The following is a 20414-nucleotide window of genomic DNA, read 5'->3' on the forward strand; positions in this document are numbered from 1 at the left end:
TTAAACCCTATGATTTTACTGGAAAACGAAAATGTTAAAGTTTCTTTTGTTCAAAAAGGAGCTGAATTAAAAAGTCTTATTCATAAGCCAACCAAACAAGAATACATGTGGGCCGCCGAACCTGAATTCTGGGCTAAAACCAGCCCGGTTTTATTCCCGATTGTAGGTGCCTTAAAAGGAAATACTTATACTTATAAAAATAAAAATTATACGCTAGGTCGTCATGGTTTTGCCCGTGATAGGATTTTTGACCTTCAGCAAATCAGTGATGGTGAAGTGTTATTTACCCTTCAAGATACTGCCGACACATGGGTCAATTATCCTTTTAAATTCAATCTGGGGATCAGGTACCATTTATCGGCCTCCTCATTATCCTGTACCTATGAAATTTTTAACCCGGGTACCGAAGAATTACTATTCTCAATTGGAGGGCATCCTGCATTTGCAGTGCCTTTGCAGGAACAGGAACAGTATGGTGATTATTATCTGCAATTTAACAAGGACGAGGCACTCCAGGCAAATAAAATTGTGGACAACCTGATTGCTGATGAGACGACTACGATTGCACTGGCGGAAGGTAGGCTTGCCTTGAATCATGGTTTATTTTATGAGGATGCCCTTGTGTTTAAAAATTTAAAAAGTGACCGTATCGCTTTGTTAAACTCAAAGAATATCCATGGCTTAGGGTTTTCGTTTAAAGACTTTCCTTATTTTGGCATTTGGAGTGCCAGGGATGCTGATTTCGTTTGTTTAGAGCCATGGTGTGGTATTGCCGATGGTATTTATCATGATGGGCTGCTCGAAAACAAAGAAGGTATTGAAAAGCTGATGCCCCAATCAACATGGAAAAGAACATGGGAAATAGATGTTTTTTAATTTAGTTTAATTTCAAAAAATTGCTACTTTTGAAAATGTGCATTTAATATTTTCCTTTATGGTTAATACCTATAGTCTGATTACTGATACGATGTATGACAAGCTTACGAGAATGGCGGCTAAAACGCTTGACTATCCGGTTGTTATATTGTCTTTTTTGGATGCTGGATGTGTATCGTTAAAATCCATTTACGGCATAGATGCAGCTGACATTCATTATACTCAAGAAAATTATCCGGAATCTCTGTTCTTTAAAAACTTTGATGTTAAATTCTATGCCGCGGCGCCATTAGTGTCCAAGGACGGTGTTTTAATGGGTAATTTCTGTTTGCTGGACAATCAGCAGGGGTTTTTATCCAGCGAGAAGGAAGAGTTGCTTAACGATTTTGCGGCAATGGCCATGGCTTACCGGGAAACAAGCCTTGCTGCCGAACAGGCTGTTGCCTACCAGAAACAATTGTTACAAATTGCGGCTCATGACCTAAAGAACCCTTTGACCACCATTCCTGTTCGTGCCGACTTAATTAAGTTAAAAAAGCATGACCCGGACGCGGTGGACAGGATGTGTGACCAGATCAAACAAGCTGGTTTAATCATGACGCGCACCATAGATGAGTTATTGTCTGCCGCAAGTTTTGATGCCGGTAAATTGAGCCTGTATACTTTTAAACTTGATTTTGCTGCTATCGTTTCGCAAACCGTGGAGGCTAATGAAGCATTGGCGACAAATAAAGGGCAACGCATCGATCTTTACATTGAAAGCAGGCCTGCAGTAATCGCAGATGAACAAAGGTTGATTGAAGTGGTGGATAACCTGATCAATAACGCGGTTAAATATTCTCCTAAAGGAGAAGTTATTACCGTTACTGTAACCGAAAAGGATAATAAAGCAGTCATGCATGTTCAGGATAATGGTCCCGGGCTCACTGCGGAAGATAAAAGCAGGATGTTTCTGCCTTACTCAAAATTGAGTGCCCACCCCACAGGGAATGAAAAGTCTACTGGTTTAGGTCTTTCCATTGTTAAGCAGCTTGTGGAAGCACATCATGGAAAGGTATGGGCAGAAAGTGATGGGATTGGAAAAGGATCCAGTTTCTTTGTTGAAATTCCTTCCTTTATATCATAAAGGAATTTTTTATCCTCAAGGATATAGGTCTTTAAATTCTATATCCTTGAGGATTTGATCGTTAAAAGCCGCTATTTATTCGACGGGTATATTAAATCCTTCCGAGTGTAAACTCAGGGCATGTGTCGTCTGCTTTCTGATTTTATCACTTAAAACGGCGTCATCTCGTAATGACTGACCATAGGAAGGAACCATTTTCTGTAATTTCTGTTTCCACTCAGGTGTTGCAATATGTTCTGGAAAGCAACGCTCCAGCAAGCTCAGCATGATCGAAACTGCTGTAGATGCACCCGGTGAAGCACCAAGCAAGGCCGCAATAGAGCCATCAGCAGCACTAACCATTTCTGTGCCGAACTCCAGGATACCACCATGTTCAGCATCTTTCTTAATGACCTGCACACGCTGTCCTGCAGCTTCCAATTCCCAATCTTCCATTCTTGCATTCGGTAAGTATTCCCTTAATGCATCCATGCGTTGATCATCTGACTGTCTGACCTGGTGGATAAGGTATTTTGTAAGCGGGATATTTTTTAATCCTGCAGCTACCATCGGGTAAATATTGTTTAATTTAATAGATAGGGGCAGATCAAGCAAAGAACCTTTCTTCAGGAACCTTGTCGAAAAGCCAGCATAAGGGCCAAATAACAAGGCCTTTTTTCCATCAATCATGCGCGTGTCCAGGTGAGGAACTGACATTGGAGGTGAACCAACCGATGCTTTCCCGTAAACTTTTGCATTATGGCGTTCAACCACCTCCTGGTTAACGCATTTCAACCATTGTCCGCTAACAGGAAATCCGCCGAAACCTTTTCCTTCAGGAATATCAGATTTCTCAAGCAATGGCAGGGAGCCACCACCGGCACCGATAAAAACAAATTTAGACTTTACAACCTTTCTTTTTCCGGTTGCCTCGTTTCTTACCTTTATTTCCCAAAGACCATTAATTTGTCTCAGTTTTTTAACTTCGTGATTAAAATGGAGTTTAACATTATCTTTAGTTTTTAAGTAATCGAACATCATTTTCGCCAATGCCCCAAAATTCACGTCCGTACCTAAGGTCATCCTGGTTGCAGCAACTTTATCTTCTTCAGATCTGCCTTCCATCACCAACGGTATCCACTGCTCCAATATACTTCGCTCTTCCGTATAGGTCATGCCATGAAATAAATGATTCTTCTGAAGTTCTTTATATCTTTCCCTTAAGAATTCAACATTTTTATCACCCCATACAAAACTCATATGAGGAATGGTTTTGATGAAGTTTTCCGGAGAATCGATCATTCTGTTTTGAATCAGAAAAGACCAAAATTGTTTGGAAACTTCAAAAGACTCTGCAATGGCGATAGCTTTGGAAGTGTCAACAGTGCCATCTTCATGCTGAGGTGTGTAGTTCAATTCACAAAAAGCAGAATGTCCCGTGCCGGCATTATTCCATGCATCAGAACTTTCAGCTGCCGCCACATCTAAACGCTCAAATATTTCAATACTTATATCCGGATTTAACTCTTTTAAAAGTACGCCAAGCGTGGCGCTCATGATTCCTGCACCGATCAATACAACGTCCGCTGCTTCTTCAGAATTATTCATTATGCTACTCATGTCTTCAGTTAATTCAGCAAAAATACATAAAAACTTTTTTGATACCCTGACTTTAAGTAATGTTATCGCAATCTTCTTAAAAATCTATGGAGAAATGCGAAAAAATAAAAAACTCAATAAACTTGTTTTTCTTAATTTAATTGGCTGATAATGAGCCGAATGCTATCTTTCTTTAAATCACTTTTATCATTTAAATTATTTTTGAGTGAATTATTTTTAAAAAAAAATCATAATTATTACCATTGTAACAATAAAGAAATATATTTTTACCTTACTAAACTAAATTATGTATGACCTATAAATATAAAATCGAAGAATTTTTAGAAAATCTTCCCGTAAAACAGAACAAAATTTTGGTTAATCAGATTCCTGATATCCTGGGCGTTTCCTACAATACTTTTCGTAATTATTGTAAGATTCCCTATAGAAGCAAGAAAGATATTCCTTATGAATGTGTGCGGAAACTGGAGATATTATTTGGGATGAAATACGGCGAATTAATCAATATACCGCCTGTTGGTGAACATTATCTGGAATTGGTGAAGAGAAAACCTAGTCGGGAAGATGCGGGGGCCTTTTCAGCGTTACAACCGTAATTTCAGGCCATATCCCTATTCTGCCGGAAAAACCAAGGAATCCAAATCCGCGGTTAATGTTCAGGTAGCGGTTATTACCTTTTTTAATACCCGCCCAATGTGGATATCGATATTTTACCGGACTCCATTTAATACCCAAAGCCTCTAATCCAAACTGCATACCATGTGTATGCCCGGACAAGGTGAGCTGTATTTTAATGGGGTAATTTTTCACCTGTTCCTCCCAATGTGAAGGATCATGTGAGAGCAAAATGATAAAATTATCTGCGTCTACTTTGTGCAATGCTTTTTTTAAATCACCACGTTCTCCAAAACCTAAACCCCAGTTCTCAACGCCAGCAAGAATAATTTTTTCGTTCTCTTTAACAATTTCTACATGCTCATCTAACAGCAGGCGGTATCCCAATGCTTTATGGTAGTCTTTTAACTGCTGTAAATTAGCACTTTTATTTGCCTGGTTGTCCCATTTTACATAATCTCCATAGTCATGATTGCCCAGAATGGAGAACTGTCCGTAGGGGGCTTTTATTTGTGAAAAATAACTTAGCCAAGGCACAATTTCGCTGGCCTTGTTGTTTACCATATCACCGGTAAATACAAAAAGATCTGATTGTTGTTTGTTGATCAGGTCTATGCCTTTCTGGATAGCTTTTGGATTGTTAAAGCTCCCTGCGTGAATATCGGATATCTGCGTAATGGTAAAACCTTCAAAATTCTCGGGGAGATCCTCAAAATATAAGGTGTGTTTAATCACCCGGTAGGCATATTTTCCTTTAAGGATTCCATGCACAAACAGGAAAAAAGTAGCGATGGCTAAAAGAGAGGCAAATTCCACCCAATATAGATTTCGGGGTTGTTGGGTTACAAGTCTGTAAATATCACCGGGAATCAATACCGCAACAAAGACCAGTTCTACACAGATTAAAATGAGGAAGGCATGGGTAGAAAACTTAAAAAAGTAATCCATGCCGCTGCTTTCAATCCGTTTTATGGCATAAATTAAAGACAAACTGATCCAGGAAATCACCAGCCAGAAAGAAAGCTCCAGCAAGGGCTTATCGCTGTAAACATGAAGACCAGACAATACATACCAATGCAACAGGAAGTAAAAAAGGATAAATATGGCAATTGGAAGGAGTTTGATTTTTCTTTTCATGAGCTTTCGTAAATACAAAAGTACAGTATATTGCCTTATATTTATATCATGAACTATTTGGAAACCCTGGATCAGGTTAAAGCTTACGTTACCGGTTTATTCCAAACCGGCAACGATCAGGATTTACTTTATCATAACATTTCACATACGGAAGAAGTTGTGGAGAATGCTGTTAAAATTGCCAGTAACTACCAGTTGTCCGATCGTGATTTCTTCGTTTTAATGGCAGCCTGTTGGTTTCATGATGTTGGGTATTTGCAAGGGCTTGCTGCACATGAATTGGTTAGCGCCGACCGCGCAAAAGAGTTTCTGGCGCAAAAGAATGTACCACAAGATGTTATCCAGGAAGTCGAAGCCTGCATCATGGCTACAAGAATGCCCCAAAAACCTGTTAACTTATTACAGCAGATCATTTGTGATGCTGATCTCTATCATTTAGGTACCGAAGTGTTTAAGGAAAGAAGTAAAACCCTTCGAAAAGAGTTTGAAACCTTTTGTAAACAACCCATTTCAAAGGAAGAATGGCGATGTCAGAATTTGAAATTTCTTCAGGCGCATCAATTCCATACCACCTATGGTAAACAATACCTTAATGAGGGGAAAGCGGAGAACCTCGAAGAACTGAAAAAGAAGTCTGGACATGATGTGCAGAAATCAGATGAAGATAAAGTTGAAAATAAAAAGGTGAAGAAAGAAAAAAACGACAGACCTGATAAGGGCATAGAAACGATGTTCAGGATTACTTCCAATAATCACCAGCGGCTGAGCGATATGGCAGATAATAAGGCACATATTATGATCTCTACCAATGCCATCATCTTATCCATTCTGCTGAGTGTATTGTTGCGCAGGCTTGAAAACAACCCTCACCTTATTATCCCCACCATCATTTTACTGGTGATTTGTGTAGTCACGATGGTCTTTTCGATTTTGGCTACAAGGCCAAGCATTCCATCGGGAACATTTACGCAAACCGATATCCAAGCCAAAAGTGTCAACCTGTTGTTCTTTGGTAACTTTTATAAGATGAGCTTAAAAGACTATGAAAACGGTATGGAAAAGGTAATGGAAGACCGTGAGTTTCTTTATGGGAGTTTAATTATGGACCTCCACGGTCAGGGGGTAGTTTTAGGCCGTAAATACCGCCTTTTACGTGTTGCCTACAATGTATTTATGTATGGTATTATTGCTGCAGTTTTATCCTTCATCATTGCATTGATATGGGTGGCCTTATAGATCATAAAAAGTATACTTACATCAACCGCGACTTAAGCTGGATTGGCTTCAACGGAAGGGTTCTATTGGAAGCAGAAAAAGCGAAGGTGCCTTTGCTGGAGCGGATCAATTTTTTATCTATTTATTCGTCCAACCTTGATGAATTTTACCGGGTAAGAATCCCTGTTTTAATGGCCTTGAAAACTTTTAAGGTTAATAAAGAAGATGAAAGTGTGGAGGAGCAGATCAAAAACGGTATTCAGCAACAACAGGAGAAGTATGGAGAAATTATCCAGCAATGCATTTTACCCGAATTGGAAAAGCTGCAGGTCAATTGGATTTATCATAGGCCAATCCCGGCAGCACTCCATGAGAAGCTGAATGAGATATTTTTTAATGAGGTGATGGCCTGTGTTCAGGTGCTGAAAATCGGTGGGGCGGCAGAAAGTTTTTTTGCTGAAAATAATGCCTTGTATCAGGTTGTTATTTTACAAAGAAAGCAACAAACGGAAACCATTGCTTTAGTTCGTATTCCCAGCCATGTATTACCCAGATTTTACGCTATGGAAATTGACGGGCGCCGCTATGTCGTGTTCCTTGAAGATATCATCAAACATCACCTGAGTTATCTGTTCCCTGAGGAGCAAATTAGGGGGGTGTTTAATGTAAAAATAACCCGTGATGCTGAGTTGAACCTGGATGAAGAAGTTGGCGCCGATATGGCTGCCATGATTGAACAAAAGCTTGCCTTAAGGGATTACGGGTTTGCAACAAGGTTATTGTGCCAGCCGGGGATACCGCTCCGTTGCTTATATAGTGTAGTTTATGCGTTGAAACTGCAAAAAGCAGCTGTGGTGATCGGTGGCGTCTACCACAATTTAAAAGACCTGAGTCAATTCCCATTAAAAGACAAAACCTTAAAATATCCGGAATGGCCCGCCGTTCCGAGGCTGAAGATAGCCGAAAAGTCGACCCTTTTTTCCGCAATTGAAAAAAGGGATATCCTGATACATGTTCCTTATCAAAAGTATGATCCTGTACTCCGGTTTTTCAATGAAGCTGCCCAAGATCAGCAGGTTGAAGCCATTTATTGTACTTTATACCGACTTGCCAATCCATCCAGAATTGTACAGGCGTTGATCAGTGCATCGAAAAATGGTAAAGATGTAAGCGTCATGCTGGAATTAAAGGCCCGGTTTGATGAAGCAAATAACATTAAATGGGCCAGGCAAATGAAAGCTGCAGGTATCGCTATTTATTACAGCAGTATCGACTTTAAGGTGCATGCAAAGGTAGCGCTGGTAAAACGCAGGCCAGCAAGCCATAGTCTGCCTTACCTGGGTTTACTCTCCACGGGTAACATGAACGAAACCACCGCAAAGTTTTATACCGATCATGTTCTTTTTACCGCCTGTCAGCCTATGCTCGAAGAGTTGGAAGCCTTATTTCGTTTCCTGCCAAAGAAAAAGAAAAAACCTGCCACAGAAGATTTTATTCCTTTTAAACATTTGTTGGTTGCACAATTTAATCTTCAAAAAAAGTTTCTGGAGTTGATCGACCGGGAAATTGAAAATGTGCAGCAGGGTTTACCTGCTAAAATCACGATTAAACTAAACAACCTGGAGGAAAGGGTGTTAATCTCTAAGTTGTATGAGGCTTCACAGGCAGGTGTACGCATACAACTGCTCATCCGCACCATCTGTTGCCTGGTGCCTGGGCTGGAAGGGCAAAGTGAAAATATCACCGTAAAACGAATTGTTGGCCGTTACTTAGAACACGGCAGGGTGTTTATTTTTCATAACAATGGTGATGAGGAAGTATTTATGGGTTCTGCTGATTGGATGAACCGAAATATTTATACCCGTATTGAAGTTTGTTTTCCAATTTATGATCCGCAGTTAAAGAAAGAATTGATCGCATTAATGGCACTTCAGCTTGATGAAAACATTAATGACCCCCAGGAAGCTATTTACCAATATTTGAAACTAAGTAATGACACCCATTAACATGAAGAACTTCTATAACAATTACAAGTGGTTAATGCCGGCAGTCTTAGGGATCACATTTTTTGCTTGTAAACCCGCTGCTGATAAATATTCATGGCCGGCAGGATACGATTTTAGTTCCCCCGAAAAATTTATCATGCCCGGCAGTTTACTTGAAATCAGTGGTATTACTTTTTACCAGGGTAATGGCAAGGTGGTTTATTCCGTTCAGGACGAAGAAGGCCTGTTGTTTAAACAAAATTGGGGCGATGCTAAACAAACCAATGTTGAATTTGCATCAGGTGGAGATTATGAAGATGTTGCCATTTTAAACGAAACTGTATTTATTCTGAAAAGCTCAGGTACCATTCTTTCTTTTCCACTGGCCGAAACCAGCGGGCAGAAAACCAAAAAAGTTAAGGAATGGAAAAATATCCTGCCTAAAGGAGAATACGAAGGCCTCTATGCTGATCAGGAGAACCAAACTTTATACGCCCTTTGTAAGGACTGCAATGTGGATAAAAAAACAAAGGATGCTACAGGTTACCTGCTTAGTTATGAGCCTAAAAGTGGTGTGCTTGCTCTTGGCGGGGACTTCAAAATTATGGGCGAACAGGTGGAAGCCCTAGGGTATCCCATAAAGTCTGGTCTTAAAGCCGCTGCACTGGCAAAGAATCCACAAACCGGTGAATGGTATATGCTGTCCTCGGTTCATAAGTTATTGGTGATCGCCAATCCAGACTGGACCATTAAAGAGGCTCATGCCTTAAACCCGGCAGATTTTTTACAGCCTGAAGGGATGGCCTTTGATAATGAATTCAATTTATATATCTCCAATGAAGGAGATGAGTTAAGTGCAGGAAATATTTTGAAGTTTAAATATACACCGGCAAAATAAACCCATGAAGTTCATTTTTTTAATATTACTTACTTTTTTGCACTTAGGGAATTTGCATGGGCAGCCCGCAGATTCCATCGTATCAAGAGTGATTTTGATCGGAGATGCCGGCGAGGTTCATGTAGCACAAGCCGCAGTGATCAAACATGCTGCTGACAATATTTTAAGGCATAAAACAAACGTGCTATTTCTCGGGGATAATATTTACCCGGATGGAATGGGCTTGCCTGGAAGTGAAAACGAGGAAAAGACAAAAGCTATTCTACGTTCGCAGTTTATCCCCATGCGAAAAAATGGCGCCGCGGTTTATTTTATTCCCGGTAACCATGATTGGGATTATTCCGGAAAAAACGGTCTTGCAAAAATACAAAGACAGGGGCGGTTTTTAGAAGAACAGCTGGATAGCTTGCTGAAGCTGATCCCACCAAATGGCTGCCCTGATCCTATAGAAATTAAAATTTCCCCCGAACTTACCATCATTGCCTTTGACAGTGAGTGGTGGCTGAACAGCTATGCCAAAGAAAATCCTGCCGGCAACTGTTCCTGTAACAGCGAGAAGGAAATCCTGGATCGCTTTACTTTATTGATGAAGCGAAATAAAGATAAAATCATTCTCCTGGCCTCACATCATCCTTTTCAAACCTATGGTGCACATGGTGGTTATTATGGGGTACCCATTTTCGGGTCAATTTATCATGCTTTTCGCAAGGCTTTTCCATCAAAACAAGATGTAAACCATCCTTTATACAAGGAAATGATCCGCAAAATAAGCAGTATATTTGAAAGTGCATCCAATGTTATTTACGTGGCCGGGCACGATCATGGCCTGCAGTATATAAAAAGCAACAATATACAGGTGGTGAGCGGTTCAGGTGCAAAGAATAAAGCGGTTTTTAAAGGGGAAAACTCTTTGTTTGCAGATGCAAAGCCAGGTTATGTAATTGCTGATTTACTTTTAAACAAAACACTCAGAATTTCCTTTTATACACAAACCGACGGAAGTTTTCAAAACGTGTTCACTCAAATCATTAATAAAAATGCAAGCAATCAACCTAGATCTAAATAAAGCTATCGATGGCAGCGCTTGTGATATTGGCGTAGACATACAATTTTCTTTCAGGCCTTTTATAGATTATGTAATTAGAAAAACAGAAACTGAAAAGACCGATAAGGTTGTGTTCTATAAATATATATTAAAAAAATTTAAAGCGTATCCAGAATTGTGGCAGCCTGTTGAAACAGATCAGTTACCTAAATATGTCCCTGTATTTGACATGATCTATTCGGCTTTGTCGCCTTTATTGACAAGTGAAACCGATCAGCTTTGGGCAATAAGCAAGCCCGTTTGCCCTTGTTTTTATTTTGGAACAAGCTCTTTTTACCAGGAACTGATGGATAGTCGTACCAAACAGCTTAAATCTGATTTGCAGCTGCCAAGCCTCAACCAGATGAAAAGAAGTATGCTGACTAGTTTTTATAACCTGGTATTGGAAAGGTATTATAATTTCAATTTTACGGTTAGTGATTATACCGTAAGGTCCATTATGGACGCTGAAACAAAACTGTTGAAGTATTACCGGCTTAATGTGGATTCCCGGTTTCTGGAAATTTCATTTGATGGAGAACTTCCGGAGCTGAAACTTCAAAACATCAAAGAACACCTGTGGAATGCGGGAAATAGTTTGCAGATACTGGAATCCCTGCTGCCCCCCGAGAAGTTTAAAGTTTATGGCTTTGCTGTAGTCAATCTAGTTGATGTAACCGGGGAATATGCTTTAGAAACCATTAAAAACATCATCATCAAGCATCATAAATGCCGAACCGGTTTCCATCATCATGATGTTGAAATAGCCTTGAAAACCCTGGTTGGCTGTGCTGATGTAGAGTTTGGACTGACACCTTTTTTGCAGCTCAACGGCAAGCTGGTGATGAACCATAAAACGGGTTTCGAAAGCATTGTTGCTAAACTGGTGAAAAGTGATGCCAGCAAAGCAGCATTGTATGAGCAGCGTTTAAATAGCTATATTCAGAATCCAAGAAGAGTGATTTTTCCTGAAATCACCGAAAAAGACCAGCGGGCGTATCCTTTGTTAAAATTGCTGGTAGAGCAGGGGATCACCTCTTTTGCTGTTTTTCCCTTGTATTTTAACGATAAAATTGTGGGGGGACTGGAAATATATACCCGGGACCCGGAATTGTTTAAAAATTATATCTTATCTAAGCTCGAGTCTGCCATTCCCATGTTAAGCCAGCTGATGCAAAACCTGGTCATGGATTTTAATCATGAAATTATCAACGTCATTACAGACAAATTTACAGCATTGCAGCCTGCTGTTGAATGGCGTTTTTATGAGGCCGCCTATAATTATCTTTACAAGGGGGGGCAGGAAAATCAAGAGCCTATTGAGAACATCTTTTTTAAAAATCTCCAGCCTTTTTATGGGGCCATAGATATTAAAGATTCGAGCATCAAAAGAAACCTGGCCTTACGGGCAGATCTGGATAAAAATCTGCTGCTCTTACAGGAATTGTTGTGCGCTATGAGACAGACGTGTAATCAGCGTTTTAAACAAGGTGTTTTGAATAGCCTACCCGAGGGGGATGCCGGTAACATAGAGAAAATGACTGACCGTGAGGTGCTAAGGATTGAAGATTTTTTAACCCGTCAATTGCCTGCTGAGTTAATGGATATTGCACAGACTCAGCCCGAACTGGAAAAAATTATACAGGAATATTTACAGAAAACCAGTGACCGGAATCAACTGTATGTGCACAGTTTGCATTATGAAGAAAGCATGCAAAAAATCAATCAGGTGGTTAACTCCCACCTCGAACAGTTTAACGCGACCGTACAGGAAATATACCCTTGTTATTTTGAGAAATTCAGAACAGATGGAGTAGAGTACGACATTTATGCAGGCAAATCTATTTCACCTAACATTCCAGTGCCTACAAACCTGGTGCATACCTTAAGATTTAAACAACTGGAGGTCATGGCGGAAATTGCCAGGGCTACAGCAGCACTTTTACCTGATTTGCCTGTCCACATGCAAACGACACAATTGATTTTTGTATATGAAAAGTTAATCGACATCAGTTTCAGGCTTGATGAGCAACGATTTGATGTGGAAGGCAGTTATAACATCAGGTACCAAATGGTGAAAAAGAGGGTAGACAAAGCGACAAAAATCGATTCGAAAGAAAGACTGACTCAACCTGGAAAAATTACGGTTATTTATTTCAACAGTTGGGAGGCTGCAGAGTATAGAGGGTATATTAAAAAACTTCAGGAGCAGCAGCTGCTCCTGGATGATATAGAATACATAGATGTGGAAGAGCTACAAGGCGTACAGGGTTTAAAAGCAATAAGGGTCAGCGTGCTGACATGATATAAATAACCGAAATGAAGTTTACTATTACAGCCGTCACCATTTTGTTTTGTTCGCTTACAGCTCTTGGACAGCTTAACAACTCCCAGGATTCCATCACCATTGCCATAGCCCCTGCTTACGATCAGGTAGGGGACAGTCACCGGTTTTTTTTAGGGGAGAATTACCGCAAATTGTGGGCTACTCCTGTAAAGATGCGAATTATGGACCTCAGGAAAGAAAAAGGAGGTTTAACTATAGCAAAACTCGGCGGGGGCAACCAGACACGATCCATCAGATTTGTTGATCCCAATGGCAAGGAATGGGTACTGCGTACGGTTCAGAAGTATCCCGAAAGAGGTCTGCCTGAAAACCTGAGGCCAACCATTGCTAAAAAAATTGTGCAGGACCAGGTTTCCACTGGGCATCCCTTTTCTGCACTGGTAGTGCCGCCTTTGGCAGAGGCCCTTGAACTTCTCCACGCCAGGCCGGAAATTGTTTATGTAGGTGATGATCCGGGATTGATGGAATTCCGTAAGGAATTTGCCAATGCTGCTTATTTATTTGAAGAGCGTGAACCTGATCATGTGGAGGAAACAGATAATACGCTGAAAGTTCAACGCAAACTGCAGGAAGATAATGATGACCGTACACATCAAAAGTTAACTTTACGAGCCAGGCTGCTGGATTTTGTCTTGGGCGACTGGGACCGGCATGAAGACAACTGGAGGTGGCTGCCCATCGAAGATGAAAACGGTGACTTTTACCAGCCAGTGCCGCGCGACAGGGACAAGGTTTTTTATCGCACATCAGGGGTATTTCCCTGGATACTTTCTCACCAGTGGCTAAAATCAAATTTGCAGCCTTACAGTGAAACAATCAGGGATGTAGTAGGCTGGAATTATAATGCACGATTTTTTGATCGTTACTTTTTGAACGCAATGTCTGAAGCCGACTGGATAGCTGAGGTGAAACATGTTCAGAAAACCATTACGCCTGAACTTGTTGCGCAGGCAATTAACCGTATGCCTGCCCCTATAGTGGCGCTGAGTGGTGCTGAGCTGCAGAAATCGCTCAATGGCAGGGTCAGGAACCTGGAGCCCCTGGCTATGGAATATTATCAGTTCCTGGCAGAAACAGTAGAGATCCCCGCTTCCGACAAAACAGAGCAGTTCGAATTGCGCTACCAGCCTAAAGGTGTGATCGCGCTAACCATCAGAAATGTTAAAAAAGATGGAACCATCGGCAGAAAGCTATACGAACGTAGTTTTGATCCTGCAGTCACGAAAGAAGTCAGGTTGTATGGCTTTGGCGGTCCCGACAATTTCCAGGTGGAGGGCAATGCCAAATCCAGCATCAAGGTAAGAATGGTAGGGGGAGCTGGTATAGATCAGTTTGTGGTGGCGCCCGGATTTAAAAATAAAAAAAATACCTATCTCTACGACAGCCTTGCTGAGCAGAATAGGATGCCGGCAAAGGACCTGGTTAAATTACGTTTGAGCAATGACTCTACGGTCAATCAATATGATAAAACAAGCTTTATGTTTAACCGCTTCGGGCCACTGTTTGGAGCCAACTACAGTCTTGATCAGGGCTTGCAGCTCAACGCAGGTTTTATTTATGAGAAACAAGGTTTCAGAAAAAAACCTTATGCATTTAAAAATGAGTTCTGGGTAACTTATACTACCGGACGACAAGCATTTAATTTTACTTATGCCGGTGATTTTAAAGAAGTGGTTGGTCCATATGATTTTAGAATAGATGCCAGCTATTTAGGGCCAAATTATTTGAGCAACTTCTTTGGCATCGGTAATGAAACTGTTTTTGAAAATGAAGGTAACCGGAAGATGGATTATTTCCGGAACAGGTATAACTATCTGCTGGCAGATTTTAAACTTGGAAAATTTGTTGGGCAACATTTAAACCTGGAAGGAGGGTTGGCAACCGAATACTATTCAAGTCAGTTTGAAAATAATGAACAACGTTTCCTACAAGACTATGCTGCAGTTAACCCCACACAGGAGGTGTTTGACGACCGGTTTCACATGGGTTTAGTGGCTAACCTGATTTATGATACCCGTGATGTTGCAGCTATCCCCACAAAAGGTGTGTACTGGAAAACCAGCGTATCCTTTAAAAAAGAACTCGGCGGGCTGGATGACCATTATGGAAAGATACAGACGGAATTTCGCTACTATATTAAACCATGGAACTCAGATTTTGTGATTGCCAGCCGTTTGGGAGGTGGCCATACTGTTGGCAAGCCTACATTTTACCAGCGTATGGAATTGGGTGGATCGCAAAATTTAAGAGGCTTTCATTCTAAACGTTTCGTGGGCGAGTCAATGGTGTATTATAACCTTGATCTCAGAATAAAGCTTTTCAATTTTACGTCCTACATTGTGCCAGGCTCCGTCGGACTGATTGCTTTCAATGATATAGGCAGGGTTTGGGAACCCGGTGAAAAGTCAGGTAAATGGCATGATGGTTATGGGGGAGGCCTGTATGTGATGCCTGCAGAGTTATTTCTTATCCAGGCCGCTGTTGGAGGCTTCAAAGAAGGCGCTTTGACCTATATTTCTTTAGGCTTCAGCTTTTAACACACTCATTTGTATAAGTTTTATTTTTAGTGATAGTCAAGGTATCATCAGCTTGTATTGGATCTAGGGTGGATCCAATGTAAAGTTATTATCGGCTGTTTGCAAGCTGTAAGCTGAAGATGGTTTTATTTGCGGCTAAGGAAATCGTTTGCGTAAAATATAGTATTCGGAATTATTTGTCATTCTCATAAATAAATTTACATTTGAGTTGACCTAATATGAAATGAGCACTTTACACACCTACGATTATATCGTATTTCTTTTTTACTTTATAATAGTTTCTGCCTACGGTTTCTGGATTTATTATAAGAAGAAATCAGCCACCGCCGATTCAAAAGATTACTTTCTTGCTGAAGGTTCTCTTACCTGGTGGGCCATCGGAGCATCCTTAATCGCCTCTAATATCTCCGCCGAGCAGATGATCGGAATGAGTGGATCGGGTTTCAAACTCGGTCTGGCAATATCTGCATATGAGTGGATGGCTGCGGCTACTTTAATTGTGGTAGCCATATTTTTTATGCCGGTTTATCTCAAGAACAAGATCTTTACCATGCCGCAATTCCTTAGTCAGCGCTACAATGAAAAAGTAGCCATGATCATGGCGGTGTTTTGGTTAATGCTTTATATTGTTGTCAACCTGATGTCTATCCTTTATTTAGGGGCACTCGCTATCAGCGGCATATCGGGGCTCGACCTCACCATGTGTATTTTTGCCTTAGCCATTTTTGCGATTTTTATTACCCTGGGGGGGATGAAAGTGATTGGATATACGGATGTGATACAGGTGTTTTTCCTGATCCTGGGTGGACTGGTTGCTACTTACCTGGCCTTAAACCTGATCTCAGACCAGCAAGGAATGATTAAAGGTTTCGCCATGTTAACTGACGGGGCTTCGGAACACTTCAATCTGATATTTGATAAAGACGATCCCGGATATATGGATTTACCGGGCCTAAGCGTTTTGGTCGGCGGTATGTGGATTGCCAACCTGAGCTATTGGGGCTGTAACCAGTACATTACCCAAAGAGCATTGGGTGCTTCCTTACCTGTGGCACGTGCGGGCTTATTATTTGCTGCCTTTTTAAAAATGCTGATGCCTTTAATCGTTGTGATTCCTGGTATTGCAGTGTATTACATCGTTAAGGAAGATCTTGGTGGAATAAGCGGCGAAAATTTACTAACTTCTTCAGGTGTGGAGGACCCAAATAAAGCTTATCCAGCATTATTGGGTTTATTACCTGTGGGCTTAAAGGGTTTATCATTCGCAGCCTTAACGGCAGCGATTGTGGCTTCCCTAGCCGGTAAGGCCAATAGTATTGCCACTATTTTTACTTATGATATCTACATCAAGGCTTTTGATAAAAATGCCAGTGAAAATAAAATGGTAAACATTGGTAAGATCACTGTGGTGGTTTCCATGCTGATTGCTGTTTTATTATCGCTTGCTGTGGGCGATGCCTTAATGGGCGAAGGAAAACAAGGTTTCCAATACATACAGGAATATACAGGGTTTGTGTCCCCGGGTATTTTTGCCATGTTCCTTCTGGGCTTTTTCTGGAAGAAAACAACCTCGAATGCCGCTTTGTTCGCGACCATCGGTGGCTTCCTGATGTCTGTATTCCTTAAATTCTTACCGGGCTTTGTAGATTTATCTCCTTTGTATAACATCGGCTGGGCTGTTACCAATAGCAGCGGTGTATTCGAAATTCCATTTATGGACCGGATGTCGATTGTTTTTATGTTCTGTATCATTGGTATGTACCTGATTAGTATCTATGAAACTAAAAGAGGTGTGGTTGCAAAAGGATTGGAAATTGACGCTAAAATGTTCAAGGTTTCAACACCTTTCGCTGTGGGGTCATTAATAATTGTTACTTTGATCGTTGCATTATATGCCGCTTTCTGGTAACACCAGCATTACGTTATTATACATATTTAAAGAAATGAATACACAAAAATTACTTCAAACCTGGCGTTGGTACGGGCCTTCAGATCCCGTAACGCTTCAGGACGTAAAACAGGCCGGTGCTACAGGCATTGTTTCCGCTTTACACCAGATACCGCATGGAGAAATATGGCCTGTGGAAGCCATTCAGGAGCGTAAAGATATTATCGAGGCTGCAGGACTGCAATGGGCAGTAGTGGAAAGTCTGCCGGTTCATGAAGCGATCAAAACACGCAGGTCCGATGCAGACAAGTATATAGAGAACTATAAACAATCGCTGCAGAATTTAGCACAATGTGGAATTTACACGGTTTGCTATAATTTTATGCCTGTTCTCGACTGGACAAGGACACAATTAGACCTGACCATGATCGATGGTTCTAAAGCTTTGTATTTCAACTGGGCAGACCTTGCTGTTTTTGATATTTATATTTTAAAGCGTGAAGGTGCCGCTGCAGATTATAAGGAAAACATCAGAAAAGATGCTGAACAGCGCTTCAATACCATGACTCCCGAACAACTGGATGAGTTGAGGATCAATGTATTGATGGGTATTCCAAATGAGAAAGAAATTGAGTTGGAAGCCCTACAAAACAGTATCAACGAATATAAAGTGATAGGAACGCAGGGATTAAAAGAAAACCTGGTTCATTTTCTTTCTTCTATTGCTGAAACCTGTGAAAGTAATGGTGTTAAAATGACCATCCACCCGGATGATCCACCATATCCTATTTTAGGCCTTCCACGTATTGCAAGCACAAAAGAAGACCTGGTGTACATCATTAAAAATGTGGATTCACCTTTTAATGGCATTTGTTACTGTACCGGATCTTTGGGTGCGGGTATGACTAATGACCTGGTCGATATATTTGAAGCGGTTAAAGAACGTGTTTATTTCCTTCACCTGCGCAACGTTACCAAAGATGAGGATGGCAATTTTTATGAAGCAGACCATTTAGGTGGTGATGTCAACATGTATGAGGTAATGAAAGTTGTGACCGAGGAAAACAGTAAACGTGCGCAACCGATTCCGTTCAGACCTGACCATGGTCACCAGATGCTGGATGATTTAGCAAAAGTTACAAATCCCGGATATTCTGCCATTGGACGCTTACGTGGCCTTGCTGAATTACGCGGTTTAGAATTAGGGATTACCGGCAACTACTAATCCACACGTTTGGTGGAAGACCGGTATTGGATTTCATTTTCCAATAAAATTGTTTCAAAATCAGCATTCCACTGTGGATTTTCTATCTGTTCAATCAGTCTTCTGGCGGCCATTTTGCCAATCTTGAAGGCGGGTTGATAGACAGTAGTCAGAGAGGGGTTAAAGGCTTCAGCCATATCTGTATTACTAAAACCAATCAGGGCAAGGTCTTTGGGCACCTGATAAGCTGATCTAGAAAGTACAGAAACACATTTCATTGTAATTTGATCTGTAGCTGTAAAAAGTGCGTTAGGTTTATCTGGAAGTGTCATTAAGTGATCAATGATACTTTCCAGGTTTCCTTTGTCGTAGTCATAATAGTGAACAAAGTCTTCCCTGTAAGGGATGCCACTTTCCTTTAAAGCTTCCCGGTAGCCATTTAAACGTTCGGTGGTAATACTGAGTTCAGTGTTAGTATTGATGTGAGCAATTTTGCGAAAGCCGTTATGAATCAGGTGCATGGTTGCGTCATAAGCCCCCTTAAAATTATTTGAAGCCACCTTGTTCGTTTCTATAAGCGTGCTTAAACGGTCAAAGAGCACAATAGGGAGCCCTTCCTTTTGAAGGTTTTTAAGCTGCTTAAAATCTGTATTCTGATAGGCGGGAGAAATCAATAATCCATCAATCCCACTAGCGTGAAGCAGGTTGATACAGGCACTTTCCTGTTCCTGTAACTCTTTGCTCTGCATAATAATGATCTGGTATTCTTTACCTGTACAGAAACTATCAATGCCATCCAGCATCTGTGCAACATAACTATTGTCAAGTGAGCAAACAATTACGCCTATGGTCCTGCTTTTGCCTTCCTTTAAACCCCTTGCCATTCGGTTATGGACGAAGTTGTGTTTTTTAGCATAATCAAGCACCCTTGTTTTTGTGGCGTCTCCGATCTGGTAATTATCTCTCAATGCTCTGGATACCGTAGAAACAGATATATGAAGTGCGTTCGCTATATCCCTTAAGGTCATGTTCTTTTTCATTGGTATATACTTATTTTGACAGGTTGTGAAGCTATCATCAGCTCACAGCAGCTATGGCCACCAATATAACAAAAAGCCACGATTTAATGCAAAAAGCCTGTCACCATAAATGATGACAGGCTTTTTGCATTAATGTTTAAAAAAATAATTAGTTTTTAACAAACTGAACGTTAGCATTTAAGTTAACCTCATCGCTTAACATAGCAGTAGGGTATTTCGATCCGAAATTGAAATCAGATCTTTTGATTGTACCTGTAACTTTGAAACCAGCAGTTTCTTTTTTAGTAGCTGCATTAACATTGATACCTTTTAGAACAGCATCTAAAGTAACCGGCTTAGTTACACCATGGAAATTAAGGTTTCCAGCTACTTTGTATTTGTTGTTACCAACTTTTTTAAAGGAAGTACTTTTAAAAGTCAAATTAGGGTATTTTGCTGCATCAAAGAAATCAGCTGCTTGTAGGTGAGCATCTCTTTTTTCATTATCCGTATTTACAGAATTAACCTCTGCAGTTAATTCAACCACAGCATCAGAGAAATCAGCTTTAGAAGCCGTAATTTTCGATTCTACATTTTTGAATGAACCTTCAATATCAGTTAGCATTAAGTGAGTGATCTCAAATCCTAGTTTGGAGTGAGCATTGTCTACAGACCAAATGTTTGCAATTGGTTTGAAAGCTAAAAGACCAGTACTGATTACTGCAACAAATAAAATTAGTTTTTTCATATTTATATTTTTTTTTCTACAAAGAGAGCTAAAAAAAAATGAAAGCGAATTAACATAGGATAAGAAAAGCTTTTTAATCGTTCTGATAACGATTGCGCAAATAATTTTAAGTCATGAGACCGATTTTTATCTAATA

Annotated in this window: 15 protein-coding genes; 11 read left to right on the forward strand and 4 right to left on the reverse strand. The window is 40.5% G+C overall.

Annotated features, from left to right (window positions below; genetic code table 11):
* Positions 1-9 precede the first annotated feature (9 nt).
* Together WG905_RS01900 and WG905_RS01905 are read left to right on the forward strand one after the other, a co-directional pair.
* Complete coding sequence (locus WG905_RS01900; protein WP_339589998.1) at positions 10-876, forward strand: aldose 1-epimerase family protein; 867 nt, start codon at positions 10-12, stop codon at positions 874-876.
* A 58-nt stretch (positions 877-934) separates the two neighbouring features.
* Entirely contained in the window at positions 935-2002 is a 1068-nt protein-coding gene (locus tag WG905_RS01905; protein WP_339589999.1) for a GAF domain-containing sensor histidine kinase, read from the forward strand.
* 75 nt (positions 2003-2077) lie between these two features.
* Here WG905_RS01905 and WG905_RS01910 read toward each other — a convergent pair whose 3' ends face one another.
* Positions 2078-3625 (reverse strand): malate:quinone oxidoreductase, encoded by a 1548-nt coding sequence (locus WG905_RS01910; RefSeq protein ID WP_339590129.1) that lies wholly within the window; start codon positions 3623-3625, stop codon positions 2078-2080.
* A 266-nt stretch (positions 3626-3891) separates the two neighbouring features.
* Here WG905_RS01910 and WG905_RS01915 point away from each other — a divergent pair, with 266 nt between their 5' ends.
* Positions 3892-4197 (forward strand): hypothetical protein, encoded by a 306-nt coding sequence (locus WG905_RS01915; protein WP_339590000.1) that lies wholly within the window; start codon positions 3892-3894, stop codon positions 4195-4197.
* Here WG905_RS01915 and WG905_RS01920 read toward each other — a convergent pair.
* Positions 4154-5353, reverse strand: a complete 1200-nt coding sequence (locus tag WG905_RS01920; RefSeq protein ID WP_339590001.1) for a metallophosphoesterase — start codon at positions 5351-5353, stop codon at positions 4154-4156. The genes WG905_RS01915 and WG905_RS01920 overlap by 44 nt on opposite strands.
* 48 nt (positions 5354-5401) lie before the next feature.
* On the opposite strand from WG905_RS01920, the gene WG905_RS01925 reads away from it, so the two are divergent.
* From WG905_RS01925 to uxuA, 8 genes are all read left to right on the forward strand, one after another.
* Positions 5402-6589, forward strand: a complete 1188-nt coding sequence (locus tag WG905_RS01925) for a Pycsar system effector family protein (RefSeq protein WP_339590002.1) — start codon at positions 5402-5404, stop codon at positions 6587-6589.
* Complete coding sequence (gene ppk1, locus WG905_RS01930) at positions 6574-8574, forward strand: polyphosphate kinase 1 (RefSeq protein ID WP_339590003.1); 2001 nt, start codon at positions 6574-6576, stop codon at positions 8572-8574. The genes WG905_RS01925 and ppk1 overlap by 16 nt, the downstream gene beginning before the upstream one ends.
* Before the next feature lies 1 nt (position 8575).
* Positions 8576-9451, forward strand: coding sequence for an SdiA-regulated family protein (locus WG905_RS01935; RefSeq protein WP_339590004.1), 876 nt, complete (start codon positions 8576-8578; stop codon positions 9449-9451).
* A 4-nt stretch (positions 9452-9455) separates the two neighbouring features.
* On the forward strand, positions 9456-10517 hold the full coding sequence (locus tag WG905_RS01940; protein ID WP_339590005.1) for a metallophosphoesterase: 1062 nt from the start codon (positions 9456-9458) through the stop codon (positions 10515-10517).
* Entirely contained in the window at positions 10489-12840 is a 2352-nt protein-coding gene (locus WG905_RS01945) for a GAF domain-containing protein (RefSeq protein ID WP_339590006.1), read from the forward strand. Before WG905_RS01940 ends, WG905_RS01945 begins: the two co-directional genes overlap by 29 nt.
* A gap of 14 nt (positions 12841-12854) precedes the next feature.
* The gene (locus WG905_RS01950) at positions 12855-15419 is read left to right on the forward strand and encodes a BamA/TamA family outer membrane protein (RefSeq protein WP_339590007.1); all 2565 of its coding nucleotides are present in this window, start codon (positions 12855-12857) and stop codon (positions 15417-15419) included.
* A 223-nt stretch (positions 15420-15642) separates the two neighbouring features.
* Positions 15643-17328 (forward strand): sodium/sugar symporter, encoded by a 1686-nt coding sequence (locus WG905_RS01955; RefSeq protein WP_339590008.1) that lies wholly within the window; start codon positions 15643-15645, stop codon positions 17326-17328.
* Positions 17329-17362: 34 nt separating this feature from the next.
* On the forward strand, positions 17363-18532 hold the full coding sequence (gene uxuA / locus WG905_RS01960) for a mannonate dehydratase (RefSeq protein WP_339590009.1): 1170 nt from the start codon (positions 17363-17365) through the stop codon (positions 18530-18532).
* Here uxuA and WG905_RS01965 read toward each other — a convergent pair.
* Both WG905_RS01965 and WG905_RS01970 read right to left on the reverse strand, forming a co-directional pair.
* A complete protein-coding gene (locus tag WG905_RS01965) occupies positions 18529-19551 on the reverse strand; it encodes a LacI family DNA-binding transcriptional regulator (RefSeq protein WP_339590010.1) in 1023 nt (340 codons plus the stop codon). The two genes, uxuA and WG905_RS01965, sit on opposite strands and share 4 nt — an antisense overlap.
* A gap of 148 nt (positions 19552-19699) precedes the next feature.
* Positions 19700-20278 (reverse strand): YceI family protein, encoded by a 579-nt coding sequence (locus WG905_RS01970; protein WP_339590011.1) that lies wholly within the window; start codon positions 20276-20278, stop codon positions 19700-19702.
* Positions 20279-20414: the final 136 nt, after the last annotated feature.

Source organism: Pedobacter immunditicola, assembly GCF_037482985.1.
Taxonomy (GTDB): domain Bacteria; phylum Bacteroidota; class Bacteroidia; order Sphingobacteriales; family Sphingobacteriaceae; genus Pedobacter; species Pedobacter immunditicola.

Bases quoted from the DNA above. Each gene is read 5' to 3' on its own strand.
- ppk1 (WP_339590003.1), top strand. From the start codon at position 6,574: ATGGGTGGCCTTATAGATCATAAAAAGTATACTTACATCAACCGCGAC.
- WG905_RS01955 (WP_339590008.1), top strand. From the start codon at position 15,643: ATGAGCACTTTACACACCTACGATTATATCGTATTTCTTTTTTACTTT.
- WG905_RS01915 (WP_339590000.1), top strand. From the start codon at position 3,892: ATGACCTATAAATATAAAATCGAAGAATTTTTAGAAAATCTTCCCGTA.
- WG905_RS01935 (WP_339590004.1), top strand. From the start codon at position 8,576: ATGAAGAACTTCTATAACAATTACAAGTGGTTAATGCCGGCAGTCTTA.
- WG905_RS01945 (WP_339590006.1), top strand. From the start codon at position 10,489: ATGCAAGCAATCAACCTAGATCTAAATAAAGCTATCGATGGCAGCGCT.
- uxuA (WP_339590009.1), top strand. From the start codon at position 17,363: ATGAATACACAAAAATTACTTCAAACCTGGCGTTGGTACGGGCCTTCA.
- WG905_RS01925 (WP_339590002.1), top strand. From the start codon at position 5,402: ATGAACTATTTGGAAACCCTGGATCAGGTTAAAGCTTACGTTACCGGT.
- WG905_RS01905 (WP_339589999.1), top strand. From the start codon at position 935: ATGGTTAATACCTATAGTCTGATTACTGATACGATGTATGACAAGCTT.
- WG905_RS01940 (WP_339590005.1), top strand. From the start codon at position 9,456: ATGAAGTTCATTTTTTTAATATTACTTACTTTTTTGCACTTAGGGAAT.
- WG905_RS01965 (WP_339590010.1), bottom strand. From the start codon at position 19,551: ATGAAAAAGAACATGACCTTAAGGGATATAGCGAACGCACTTCATATA.
- WG905_RS01900 (WP_339589998.1), top strand. From the start codon at position 10: ATGATTTTACTGGAAAACGAAAATGTTAAAGTTTCTTTTGTTCAAAAA.
- WG905_RS01920 (WP_339590001.1), bottom strand. From the start codon at position 5,353: ATGAAAAGAAAAATCAAACTCCTTCCAATTGCCATATTTATCCTTTTT.
- WG905_RS01970 (WP_339590011.1), bottom strand. From the start codon at position 20,278: ATGAAAAAACTAATTTTATTTGTTGCAGTAATCAGTACTGGTCTTTTA.
- WG905_RS01950 (WP_339590007.1), top strand. From the start codon at position 12,855: ATGAAGTTTACTATTACAGCCGTCACCATTTTGTTTTGTTCGCTTACA.